The organism is Mesorhizobium sp. LSHC420B00 (assembly GCF_000503055.1).
Lineage (GTDB): Bacteria > Pseudomonadota > Alphaproteobacteria > Rhizobiales > Rhizobiaceae > Mesorhizobium.
The window spans coordinates 247,013-259,670 of sequence record NZ_AYVY01000001.1; the positions used below are offsets into that span (position 1 = coordinate 247,013).

Consider the following 12,658-nt stretch of genomic DNA (forward strand, 5'->3'; position numbering starts at 1 on the left):
CGCGCGTCTATTAGCGGCCCAGAAGGTTGCGCTCGACTGTCTTGAGATGGGCGAGCATCGCCTGGTTGGCGCTTTCCGGGTCGCGGCGCAGCAATGCGTCCAATATTGTCTGATGCTCGTCGCAATAAACGCGCCTGCGCTCCTCCGAGAATGAGCGCTTTTTCATTTCGAACCACGGCGATTGGTTGCGGATCGTGCGCATGAGATTGTGAATCTCTTTCAGGAAGTCATTGCGGCAGCAGGCGAAGACGCAGTGATGGAACTCGGCGTCCCAATGCTCGAAGTCCGGCATGTCCTCGGCAGCGCATGCGGTCTGATGCGCTTCGCGAACCGCGTTTAGTTCCGCCATGCTGGCATTTGTGGCGGCGAAGGCCGCCGCCGCTGGCTCCAGCAACTGCCTGATCTCCATCATGTCGGCGGGGCTGGTGCCTTCCATCCGCGTGACCGTCGCCGCGATGGAATCGGGATTGGTCGCAGTCAGAAAAGTGCCGCGCCCGACATGCCGGACAACCGTTCCGTCCTCCTCCAGGAAGCCGACGGCACGACGCACCGTATTGCGCGCCACGCCAAACTCGGCCGCAAGGTCGCGCTCGGGCGGCATCCGCCCGTCCTGAAGCCACTCGCCGGCCGAAATCCGTTTTTTCAGCACAGTGGCGATGTCGTTGGCGACGAGCTTGGGCATTTGTTGAGAGCTTTTAATCTGATCCAATGTTGAACCAATACTATCAGCCGGCGCCCTGCCGGTCCAGTACCTGATGAGGTCAAGGCCCGATTTACCGCGACAAGTGACGAAAACCCTCTTGCAGCCTAAACCAATCGGCGATAGCGTGTAACGAAAGAGCTTATATTGGCTCATAAAAGGTTCAGGGAGGAACGAATGAAGGTCGCGACGTTTTCGATTGCAGGCGAACGTCGCGTCGGCGTTGTCGATGTCGACAATCAGTCGGTCGCCCCCTTCGATATCCCTGTTGACCAGGCGCTGTCTGGCGTGCTGGCGCTGTTGCGGCGCAACGGCGCCGGGATGCCGCGCACGCTGTCGCCGGTTCCGCTGGCGCAGGTCGAGCTCGAGGCGCCGATACCTTTGCCTGCCCGCAACATCTTTTGCGTCGGCAAGAATTATTATGAACACGCCCACGAGTTTGCCCGCAGCGGCTTCGATTCGAGCGCCGGTGCCGGCGCCATTCCGCAACATCCGATCATTTTCTCGAAGGTCCCCGAATCGGTCGTTGCAACACATTCGAACGTGCTGATCGACCCTTCCATATCGATTGCGATCGATTATGAGGCGGAACTGGCGGTCATTATCGGCAAGGGCGGACGCGGCATTTCGAAAGCCGAGGCTTACGATCACGTCTGGGGTTATACGATTGTCAACGACGTCACTGCCCGCGACCTGCAGGGAAAATATAGCCAATGGCTAATCGGTAAGTCGCAGGATACGTTTTGCCCGATGGGGCCATGGGCGATCACCAAGGATGAGCTCGACCTGGAAAACGCTTCGGTACGTTGTTTCGTCAATGACGACCTCCGCCAGAATTCCAAAATATCGCTGCTCATCTTCGATATTCCGACGATCATATCGACGCTTTCGCAAGGCATCACCTTGAAGCCGGGCGACATCATCGCCACCGGCACGCCGGTCGGTGTCGGCATCGGCTTTGATCCGCCGAAATATCTCAAAGCCGGCGACATTGTGCGGGTCGAGATCGACGGCATCGGGACGCTGGAGAACCGGATCGTGGAGCGGGTGCAATGACGACTGTCACCGTCGGTCCGATTGTCGCGGAAGTCGCCGGCGAGGGCGAGCCGGTGGTGATGATCCACGGTCTCGGCGGAACCTCGAACATGTTCCAGCCGCAGCTGGAGGCGCTCTCGGCCTACCGTGTCATCCGCCTCGACCTGCCTGGATCCGGCCGCTCGCCGCGGCCGCTCGATCCATTGACGATCGAGGTCATGAGCGACGCCGTCATCCGCGCCATGGCGGGCATGGGCGTCACCCGGGCGCATTTCGTCGGCCACTCCATGGGCACGATCGTCTGTCAGTTGGTCGCAGCGATGCAGCCGTCGCTGGTCAGGTCGCTGGTTTTGTTCGGTGCTCTCGCCGAGCCAGCTGAGGCGACGCGGCAAGGCCTTGCCAACCGGGCGCGATTGGCGCGATCGGGCGGTATCGCCGACATCGCCGACCAGATCGTTGCCAATGCACTGTCGGCCCATACCAGGGAGACCTCGCCGGCCGCCGTCGCCTTCGTGCGCGAATCCATCACCAGGCAGGACCCGGAAGCCTATGCCCGCACCTGCGAAGCCCTGGCCAAGGCCACGGCTGTGGATACGCGCCGGATTTCAGCGCCGACCCTTTTGGTTACCGGCGACGCCGATACGATCAATCCGATGAGCGTCGGCCAGGCGCTTGCCGACAGGATAAAGGGAGCGATATTCTTGTCCCTCGATCGGTGCGGACATTGGGCCACGGTGGAGTGCCCCCGCGAAAGCAGCCAAAGGCTCGCCGATTTTTTGAGACGCGTTGATAGGTGAGGATCGGAATTCGGGCGTAAAAACAGTGCGCCCGACAGTTTGGGAGGTTTTCTGATGGCAGACGACGGCTGGAACGGAAACGGTTCGGGCAGCACGCTCTTTACCAATGTGCGCGTGCTCGATGCGACCGGCGAATACCCCTACACCGGCGAAGTGCTGGTTCAGGGCAACCGTATCAAGCAGATCACCAAGGGCTCGTCGCGTTTCGGCTCGCCGGCTGTGTCGTCCTCCTACAGCGGCTTGTCAGGCGGTGTCACAACGATCGACGGCATGGGCGCGACGCTGATGCCGGGCATGATCGACGCGCATCTGCATCTCTCCTGGAACAACGCGCCCGGCATCGACCCGATCCAGATGATGGAGGTGGAAGAGCACATGCTGGTCACCATGGAGATGGCCAAGCTGGTACTCGACGCCGGCTTCACTGCCGGCCGCGGCGCCGCAGCCGCCAAGCCGCGGCTCGACGTGGTGTGCAAGAAATTCATCAATCAGGGGCGTTTTCCCGGGCCGCGTTACCTCGCCGCCGGTCCCGAGATCACGACGGTCGGCGGCCTCGGCGATTCCGCGCCTTCGCACATTCCGCATGAAGGCCTCAATCTCGGCATCGTTGTCTCCGGTCCCGAGGAAATCCGCCGCACGGTGCGCCAGCTGATCAAATACGGTGTCGATTCCATCAAGCTCAATCTGTCCGGCGAAAGCATCACCGGCATGGGCGCCGAAGAAACGCCGATGTCGGAGGAAGAGGTCGCCATGGCCGCCTCCGAGGCGCGCTGCCGCAACAAGGTGCTGTCGGCGCATGCGCGCTCATCCGGCTCGGTCAAGCAATGTGTCCGCCACGGCATCCAGAACATCTACCACGCTTCGTTTGCCGACGAGGAAGCGCTCGACATGCTCGAGGCGGCCAAGGACAAGCATTTCGTGGCCCCCGGCATCGCCTGGCTGATCAACACCGCGCGCCATGCCGAGCAATGGGGCATCAAGCCCGGCTCGCCGCTCTCGCTCGAATATGAGCGCGAGCTCGAAATGTGCATCGAGACGATGAAAAAGATGCATCGACGCGGCATCCGCGTCTGCATCGGCGGCGACTACGGTTTTGCCTGGACGCCGCAAGGCACCAACGCCAAGGACATCCAGACCTTCGTCGAGATGCTTGGCTTCTCGCCGATGGAGGCAATCCAGGCCGGGACCAAATATGGCGGACAGATCATGGGGATGGCCGACGAGCTCGGCATGATCAAGGAAGGTTATCTCGCCGATCTGCTGTTGATCGACGGCGACCCGATATCGGACGTGCGCATCCTGCAGGACAAGAACCGCATCCTCGCCATCATGAAGGACGGCAAGTTCCACAAGGCGCCGCGCTTGAATGAGCAGCGCCGCCGGCTGACCGCATGAGCATTCTGGACCGGCCATCTTCGCCCGACATTTCGCGGCCTAAGACTTCGGGGCTCGAGATTTCTGGCGGCGGCATGACGCGCAGACAGGCGTGGGGTCTTTTCTGGCTCCTCGCAGCTGCCGTCATTGCATGGCTGGTCTTTGCCGTCTGGCCGGACTGGCTGAACGCCATCCTGATTTCCAAGAAGGCATTCGTCAGCGCCATCCTCAACGGCATCACCCTGGCTGGCCTTTATTTCCTGGTCGCCAGCGGCTTTACCCTGATCTTCGGCCTGATGCGCAACGTCAACCTGGCGCATGGCTCGCTCTATCTGCTTGGCGCCTATATCGGCTATGAGGTGGCGAACCGCACCGGCTACTGGCTGCTGGGTGTCGCCGCGGGCTTCATCGTTCTGGCCCTTGTCGGCGTCGTCATGCAGATCTTCGTCTTCCGGCGACTGGAAGGCGACGACCTTCGCCAGACCCTGGTCAGCATCGGTATCTCGATCGTCGCCGCCGACCTGATGCTGGCGGTCTGGGCCGGCGGCACCTATCAGATCCCGGTGCCGGAATGGCTCGACGGTGCACTGACCTTACCGGTGGTCACGGCCGTGCGGTCTAACGGCGTCTCGGTGTTTCTCACCTACCCGCTTTATCGCGTCGTCGTGCTGGCGGCTGCGATCGTTATCGGCATCGGCCTTTGGCTGATGCTGCACAAGACGCGCGTCGGCATGATGGTCCGCGCCGGCGTCGACGACCGCGCCATGCTGTCGGCCTCGGGCGTCAACGTACACGCGGTCTTTGCTATCGTCTTTGCCGTCGGCGCCGGGCTTGCCGGCTTTGCCGGCGTCGTCGGCGGCTCGGCATTGTCGGTTGCGCCCGGCGAGGACGTCCGCTATCTCCTGGCCTCGCTCGTCGTCGTCATCGTCGGCGGCATGGGTTCGATTACCGGTGCTGCAATCGGCGCGCTGCTGATCGGCCTCGCCGAACAGATCGGCCTCGTCTATTTCCCGACCTACGGCATCGTGCTCACCTTCGTCATCATGGTGGTAGTGCTGTCGGTGCGGCCGCAAGGCATCATGGGGAAAGCGCGATGAGCCTGACCGTCGCCGTAGGCGCCGCGCCTCGACAGAACTGGCTGGAGAAGCTCGGCGCCGGTCACATCATCCTTGCCGTAGCATTGGTTCTCTACCCGCTGGTGGCATCCGATTTCTTCCTGACGCAGATCGGCGGTTATTCGCTGATCTTCGGCATGCTCGCACTGTCGCTGATGATGCTGGCCGGCTATGGCGGTATGGTCAGCCTTGCCCAGATCACTGTCGCCGGCATCGCCGCCTATGCCATCGCCATCCTCGGCGAGAACAATTCGAACGTGCTCGGCCTCGGCTGGCCGTGGTGGATCGCAGCACCCTTCGCCATTCTGGCAGCTGCGGTGGCATCGGCGCTGATCGGCTGGATCTCGGTGCGCACCGAAGGCATCTACACCATCATGATCACGTTGGCGATCGCCACCGCGACCTTCTATTTCGCCCAGCAAAACTACGCGATCTTCAACGGCCATTCCGGCTATGCCGGCATTCGCGCGCCGGTGTTCTGGGGCGTCAACTGGCGCGACCCGAAGGCCTTCTATTATCTCTGCCTGGGTTCGGCGGTGCTGTCCTACGCGGGGATACTCTACGGCGCCCGCTCGACCTTCGGCATGACCGTGCAGGCAATCCGCGACAATCCGCGTCGCATGCGCGCGCTCGGCTATCACGTCACCGCACACAAGGTCTTCGCATGGTTCCTGGCTGGAATCATTGCCGGTGTCGCAGGCGTGCTTTTGGTCTGGTTCAATGGGCGCGTTTCACCCGGCACGATCGGCGTCGATGCAGCCATCGACGTGCTGATCATCGCCGTCATCGGCGGTTTGCGCCACCCGATCGGGCCTTTTCTCGGCGCGCTCGTCGTTGTCCTGATGCAGACCTTTGCCATCGACCTTGTCGGAGCCGAGCGTTTCAACGCGCTGATCGGGCTGGTGTTCCTGGTGATCGTCTTCATCTCGCCGGATGGAATTCTTGGGTTGTGGGGGAGGATCAGACCGCAGCTAGCTCAGGAGTCCTTGCGTTCCGGTCCGTGACGCCGGAGCGGAATGAACTGCATCAATCAATCAAAGGGAGGAAAAAATGAGAATACATCGACGCACACTGCTTGCGCTGGCGCTTGCCACCGGGCTGACAGCTCCGTCTCTGGCGCTAGCCGCCGACGACACGATCAAGATCGGCCTGCTCGCCACTTTCGAGGGACCGTTCACGGTGCTCGGCGAAGACGGCGAGCGCGGCGCGAAGACGGCGCTCGACGAGGTCAGCGGCATGGTTGCCGGCAAGAAGATCGAAATCGTCAAAGGCTCGTCCGACGCTTCACCTGATAGCGCCGTGCGCGCTGCGCGCAAGCTGGTCGAGCAGGATGGTGTCAAGGTTTTGGTCGGCCCGCTTTCGGGCGATGAGGGCCTCGCCGTCAAGGACTATGCCAAGACCCAGCCGACCGTGACCTTCATCAATGGCACCTCGGCGGCGCAGGACACGACGCTGCGCAATCCGGCGGAAAACTTCTTCCGCTTCTCGACCGACGGCGCGCAGTGGATGGCCGGTCTCGGCACTTATGCCTTCAACGACAAAGGCTACAAGCGGGTCGCTACGGTCGCCGAGGACTATTCTTTCCCGTATACGCAGGTCTTCGGCTTCATGGCCGAGTTCTGCAAGGCAGGCGGCAAGGTGCCGTCCAAATCCTGGGTGCCGATCGGCAACAAGGATTTTTCGTCGGTTATCGCGGCCATTCCCGATGACGTCGATGCAATCTACGTCGCGCTTGGCGGCGCCGACGCCGTGAACTTCCTGACCCAGTATCAGCAGGGCGGCGGCGCGGCCCCCTTGATTGGTGGCTCGATCACCGTCGACCAGACGGTGCTGACCTCGAAGGGCAAGCTGCGCGACGTGCTGGTCGGCACGCCTTCCGCCGGACCAACCGCCGACACCAACGACGCGCCTAGTTGGAAAACTTTCGTCGAAGCCTACAAGAAGCAGCCAGGTGCCTTTCCCTCGCCGTCGCTCTTCGCCCACGGCTATTACGTCAACATGAAGGCGACATTGCTCGGTCTCGAACAGGTCGGCGGCGATGTCGCCGATGGCGGCGCCAAACTGCGTGACGCACTCTCGAAACTGTCTTTCGACACGCCGACCGGCAAGGTGTCACTGGACAAGAACCGCAACGCGATTGCCGACATCTACCTGACCGAGGTGACCGAGGGGCCGGACGGCAATCTTTTGAACAAGCTCGTCAAAGTCGTGTCGCAGGTCAACCAGACGCTGGGCATTCCCGAAGACGAGTTCACCAAGCTTGGGGCTGTCAGCCGCGACAATCCGAGCTGCCCGTAACCGCGTGGCTTGCGAGTATATCCGCCCGTGACCGAAACTCTTGCCGCGAACCGTCTCCAAGGCTCCGGCGCCTTTGCGCTGGAACTCGATGGCGTTGCGCGGCATTTCGGCGCTTTGGTGGCGCTCTCCGGCATTGATATGAGGATCGCGGCTGGCGAGCGGCGCGCGGTTCTCGGCTCTAACGGCGCCGGCAAGACCACGCTGTTCAATGCAGTGACCGGCGATTTCCTGCCGACGGCTGGCCGCATCCGCTTCTTCGGTGAGGACATCACCGACTTGCCGCCGCATGAACGCATCCGGCGGGGCTTGCGGCGGACCTACCAGATCTCGCAGCTGTTCAAAGGCTTGTCGGTTCTCGACTCGATCTTTCTCGCTTGCCGCGGCGTCTCACGCCGACGGTTCTCGCTGCTCCGCCCAAAGGCCACCGACGTCAACATGGTGCAGGCGGAATCGATCCTCAATGCCGTGCATCTCGAGGCCTATCGCGACCTGCTGGTGGCGACACTCAGCCATGGCCAGCAGCGGCAGTTGGAGATCGCGCTGGCGCTGGCCGGCGCGCCACGCTTCATCCTGTTCGACGAGCCGGCGGCCGGCCTGTCGCCGACCGAGCGCCGCGACTTGGTGGCGATCCTCAATGCGCTGCCCAAGCATATCGGCTATATTATCATCGAGCACGATCTGGATGTCGCGCTGCGCGTTTCGGAATATGTGTCGATGATGCACAACGGCCGTCTGTTCAAGGAAGGCACGCCGCAAGAGATCGAGGCCGACCCGGAGGTCCAGGAGATCTATCTCGGGGGCAAGCATGGCTGAGCGCCCCGTTCCCCTCGGCCGAACGCTCCCTTCTGGCCCAGCCTCTTCCGGCAAAATAGGCAAGGCGATCCTCAAAATAGAGGATCTGCAGGTCTATTACGGCGAAAGCCATGCCCTTCAGGGCGTCTCGCTGGCGCTGGAAAGCGGCGTGCTGTCGGTGGTCGGCCGCAACGGCATGGGCAAGTCGACGCTCTGCAACACCATCGTCGGCCTGAAGCGCGCGCGCTCCGGCTCGATCCGCGTCGACGGCCGCGAGATCACTGCGCTCGAACCGCACGAGATCCATCGCCTCGGCGTCGGTTATGTGCCGCAAGGGCGGCGCGTCTGGCCAAGCCTGAGCGTTGATGAGCATCTCCGTCTCGCTGCCGGCAATCGGCGCGATGCGAGTTGGACCGTCGAACGCATCTACCAGACATTTCCGCGCCTCGCCGAGCGCCGCACCAATGGCGGCTCGCAGCTCTCCGGCGGCGAACAGCAGATGCTTGCTATCTCGCGTGCCCTGCTCAGCGACCCGAAGCTGCTGGTCATGGACGAGCCGACCGAAGGCCTTGCGCCGATCATTGTCGACCAGGTTGAGCGGATGCTCGTCACCCTGGCCGAGGAAGGTGAGATGGCGATCCTCGTCATCGAGCAGAATATCGGCGTGGCGACCGCTGTTTCCAACCAGGTCGCCATCATGGTCAACGGCCGCATCAATCGGCTGATGGACGCGGCAGCGCTCGCGGCAGACCGGGAATTGCAGCAACGGCTGCTTGGTGTCGGACGCCATGCCGACGAGACGTCCGTCACGCCGGCAGCCGCGGCACAGGCGAAGGACCAGTTGGCTGAAGTCTACCGCATCGACCGGACGGCTACCGGTTCCGAACCGATGACCCAGAATGGAACCTACCTTCCGGTCACCGAACTGCCCAACCGCTGGAACGTGCCGGTCACGGCCATGCGGCAAGCGGCTATCGAGAAGGCCGCGCCACAGGACGATTTGAAGAAGGTCTTTGCAATTCCTTTCGCCGAACGCATTGGAAGAACAGTGCTCGTCGCGGGCACTTTCGATACCAAGGGCAAGGAGTTGCGGTTCGTCGCCGACCGGCTGAAGTCCCTCGGCATTCCGGTTCGCACCGTCGACCTCTCCACCTCCGGAAAACCGTCGAGCGCCGACGTTCCCGCCATGCAGGTGGCCGGAATGCATATGCGGGGATCGGCGGCCGTTTTCACCAATGATCGCGGCGGCTCGGTGAGCGCTATGGCGGAAGCCTTCGCGCGCTGGATCGAGCGCGAGCCGCGCATTGGCGGCGTCATCTCGGCCGGCGGCTCCGGCGGCACCACGCTGGCAACAGCAGGCATGCGCGTGCTGCCCGTCGGTATCCCCAAACTGATGGTGTCGACCGTGGCAGCCGGCGATGTCGCCAAATATGTCGGCGGCGCGGACATCATGATGTTCCATTCGGTTGCCGACGTTCAGGGGCTGAACTCGATCACCGAACAGGTGCTGTCAAATGCGGCGCATGCGATGGCGGGCATGGTCGCGCAGCTGCCCAATGCCGAAGCCTGGGAAGCCAGGCGCAAGCTGGCGCGCCCGGCTGTCGGCATCACCATGTTCGGTGTCACGACGCCGGCGGTGCAGGCGGTAACCAGGCGGCTCGAAGCCGACTACGACTGTCTCGTGTTCCACGCGACCGGCATCGGCGGACGGGCAATGGAGAACCTCGGCGATTCGCGGCTGCTCTCGGCTTTCCTTGATCTGACTACCACGGAGGTGGCCGACATGATCGTCGGCGGTGTGTTCCCGGCGACTGAAGATCGCTTTGGCGCCGCAATCCGCACCGGCTTGCCCTATGTCGGCTCAACCGGCGCGCTGGACATGGTCAATTTCGGCCCGCGCGACAGCGTGCCGGAGAAATTTCGAAGCCGCAAATTCGTCATCCACAATCCGAACGTCACGCTGATGCGGACAACCCGCGACGAGAACCGCGCCTTCGGCGAATGGATCGGTGCGCGGCTCAATGCCATGAATGGCCCGGTGCGGTTCCTGTTGCCGGAGGGCGGTGTCTCGATGCTCGATGCATCGGGCCAACCATTTCATGATCCGGAAGCCGACAGCGCCCTGTTCGAGGCGATCGAGAAGACCGTTCGCCAGACGCCGCAGCGCCATCTCGAGCGTGTGGGTGCGAACATCAATGACGCGCTCTTCGTCGATGCAGCGGTCAATGCGTTCCGCGCGATCACACCGAAACTGCAGAGGCGAGCATAATGGCTTCGAGCAGGCGCATTTGTAAAATCGGTGCCGGTAGCCTGTGGCTGACCGCATTCTATTTGGGAGGGTAGAAAAGATGGCCGCGCAGACCTTGGGTGCTTTCCTTTTGTGGCTGATCATTGCCGCGATCGTGGTGGTGATCGCCGTCTACATACTGCGATGGCTTTATCGCCGGTCGACCAAAGAGACGGCGTTCGTGCGCACCGGCTTCATGGGCGAGAAGGTGGTGGTAAACGGCGGCGCTTTCGTCATTCCGGTGCTGCACGAGATCACGCCGGTCAACATGAACGTCCTGCGCATCGAAGTGCGCCGCGAGGATGCCTTTGCGCTGATCACCAAGAACCGCATGCGCGTTGATCTGGTCGCAGAGTTCTTCGTCCGTGTCGGCGCCGGCCGCGAGCTGGTCGCAGCCGCCGCCCAGACGCTCGGCCGCCGCACGCTGCAGCCCGACAGCCTGCGCGAATTGCTGGAGGGCAAATTCGCCGGTGCCATGCGCACCGTTGCCGCCCAGATGACGCTGGAAGAGATGCACGAGCTGCGCGGCGACTATGCGGCCAGGGTCCGGCAGCTTGCCTCGGAATCGCTCGCCGCCAACGGGCTGGAGCTGGAGAGCGTCGCCATCGTCGACCTCGACCAGACCAGCCTCGAATATTTCGATCCGTCCAATGCCTTCGACGCCGAAGGCCTCACCCAACTGACGGAATCGATCGAGACGCGCCGCAGGATGCGCAACGAGATCGAGCAGCGCACGCTGGTCGACATCCGCAACCAGAACCTCGACACCCAGCGCAAGGTGCTGGAGATCGACCGCGACACCGAATACGCCCGCCTCGAGCAGGAGCGCGAGGTCGAGATACGTCGCGCCTCGCAGCGCTCCGAACTCGCCAGGGAGCGGGCGATCCGCGACCAGGAGGCCGAGCAGGCGCAACTGTCGGCGCGCGAGGCCGTCGAGAAATCGCGCCTCAACCAGGAGCGCAACATTACCGAGGAGCGCATCAAGAGCGAGGAAGACACGCAGCGCCGCGAGATTGCGCGCCGCCGCGCCCTCGATGAGACGGAAATGAAAATGCGCGAACTGACCGAGCGCGAGCAGATCGCGCTAGAGCTCGCCCTGGAAAAGGCCAGGATCGAACGCGAAGGCACGCAGAGCGAGCTCGAGATCGAGCGCAGGAAAGCCCTCGAAATCGCCGAGCTCGAACGCCAGATCGCGCTGGCGGAAAAGGCATTGGAGGTTACCAGGGCCGAGGCGGAAAAGCGCCGCGCCGAAATTGTCGAGAACCAGGCGACCGAAACAGCGCGGATCGGGCAGGAGCGTGCCATCGACGAGGTCAGGATTGCACGCGAGCGTCACCTCGAGGCGCTGCAGATCGCCAAGCGCCAGGCTTTCGAGGAAGCCGAAATATCGGCCGGCGAAGAGGTCGAGCGCGCTCGCATCACCACCGAGCGCGGCATCGAGGAGGCGCGGCTGATCAAGGACCGCGACATCCGCCAGCTCGGCGTCGAGCGCGACCAGAAGATCGAGATAGCCGAAATCCAGAAGGCCATCGACATCGCCAAAAAGACGCAGGAGCGTTCCTCCGCTATCGCGGCATCCGAGGCGGTGCGCGCCAAGGCCATCCAGGCTGAGGAGCAGGCCTTCACGGCGCGCGAGCGCGAGATCGCCGAGCGCCGCAAGCTGACCGACTTGATCGGTGCGGCTCGCGAGGCCGAGCGCGAGGCCTTGCGCATAACCGCGGCCGCAGATGCCGAGATGAAGGCGGCCAAGAGCCTGGCCGAAGCGCAGAAGATCGCCGCTGTTGCCGCGGCCGAGGCGGAGAAGATCCACGCCCTTGCGGCGGCCCAGCGCTACGAGGTTGATGCCGCCGGCCATCGTCAGCTCAACGAGGCCGACAATCTGCTCTCCAACGAGGCTCGTGCCGGTCGCCTGCGCGGCAAGTTGCTCGACCACATGGAAGGCATCATCCGCGAAAGCGTCAAGCCGATGGAGAAAATCGACGGCATCAAGATCCTGCACGTCGACGGCATCAATGGCGGGCAGGGCGGCAACCGCAACGTCACCGACGAGGTGATCGATTCGGCGCTGCGCTACCGGGTCCAGGCGCCGATGATCGATAATCTGATGAAGGAGATCGGCATCGAGGGCGGCTCGCTCGGCCGCATGACCGACGTGCTGCGCGATGCCAAGGACATATCGAGCCTGACCCGCGACAAGAAAGGCAAAGGCAAGGTCAGCAAGGACGACGATGACGACCGCGACCGCTGACCAGGTCCGGTG

At 62.9% G+C, this 12,658-nt stretch carries 10 protein-coding genes; 9 read left to right on the forward strand and 1 reads right to left on the reverse strand.

Annotation, left to right across the window (positions count from 1 at the left end):
* Positions 1–10: 10 nt before the first annotated feature.
* Positions 11–856 (reverse strand): FCD domain-containing protein, encoded by an 846-nt coding sequence (locus tag X760_RS41965; RefSeq protein WP_245278491.1) that lies wholly within the window; start codon positions 854–856, stop codon positions 11–13.
* 21 nt (positions 857–877) lie between these two features.
* Between X760_RS41965 and X760_RS41970 the strand changes: the two genes are divergently transcribed.
* The 9 genes from X760_RS41970 to X760_RS42010 all read left to right on the forward strand — a co-directional run bounded on the left by X760_RS41970 (position 878) and on the right by X760_RS42010 (position 12,646).
* Positions 878–1,756, forward strand: a complete 879-nt coding sequence (locus tag X760_RS41970; protein WP_023716702.1) for a fumarylacetoacetate hydrolase family protein — start codon at positions 878–880, stop codon at positions 1,754–1,756.
* A complete protein-coding gene (locus X760_RS41975) occupies positions 1,753–2,532 on the forward strand; it encodes an alpha/beta fold hydrolase (RefSeq protein WP_023716703.1) in 780 nt (259 codons plus the stop codon). Before X760_RS41970 ends, X760_RS41975 begins: the two co-directional genes overlap by 4 nt.
* 54 nt (positions 2,533–2,586) lie before the next feature.
* Positions 2,587–3,927 carry an amidohydrolase family protein gene (locus X760_RS41980; protein WP_023716704.1) on the forward strand — a complete coding sequence of 447 codons (1,341 nt, stop codon included), beginning with the start codon at positions 2,587–2,589 and terminating at the stop codon, positions 3,925–3,927.
* A 74-nt stretch (positions 3,928–4,001) separates the two neighbouring features.
* Positions 4,002–5,003 (forward strand): branched-chain amino acid ABC transporter permease, encoded by a 1,002-nt coding sequence (locus X760_RS41985; RefSeq protein WP_023716705.1) that lies wholly within the window; start codon positions 4,002–4,004, stop codon positions 5,001–5,003.
* Positions 5,000–6,025: a branched-chain amino acid ABC transporter permease gene (locus X760_RS41990; RefSeq protein ID WP_023716706.1), complete on the forward strand. Its 1,026-nt coding sequence runs from the start codon at positions 5,000–5,002 to the stop codon at positions 6,023–6,025. Before X760_RS41985 ends, X760_RS41990 begins: the two co-directional genes overlap by 4 nt.
* Positions 6,026–6,071: 46 nt before the next feature.
* A complete protein-coding gene (locus X760_RS41995; RefSeq protein WP_023716707.1) occupies positions 6,072–7,319 on the forward strand; it encodes an ABC transporter substrate-binding protein in 1,248 nt (415 codons plus the stop codon).
* Positions 7,320–7,346: 27 nt separating this feature from the next.
* A complete protein-coding gene (locus tag X760_RS42000; RefSeq protein ID WP_023716708.1) occupies positions 7,347–8,132 on the forward strand; it encodes an ABC transporter ATP-binding protein in 786 nt (261 codons plus the stop codon).
* On the forward strand, positions 8,125–10,380 hold the full coding sequence (locus tag X760_RS42005) for an ABC transporter permease (RefSeq protein ID WP_023716709.1): 2,256 nt from the start codon (positions 8,125–8,127) through the stop codon (positions 10,378–10,380). Before X760_RS42000 ends, X760_RS42005 begins: the two co-directional genes overlap by 8 nt.
* A gap of 79 nt (positions 10,381–10,459) precedes the next feature.
* Positions 10,460–12,646, forward strand: coding sequence for a flotillin family protein (locus X760_RS42010; protein WP_031193323.1), 2,187 nt, complete (start codon positions 10,460–10,462; stop codon positions 12,644–12,646).
* Positions 12,647–12,658 lie beyond the last annotated feature (12 nt).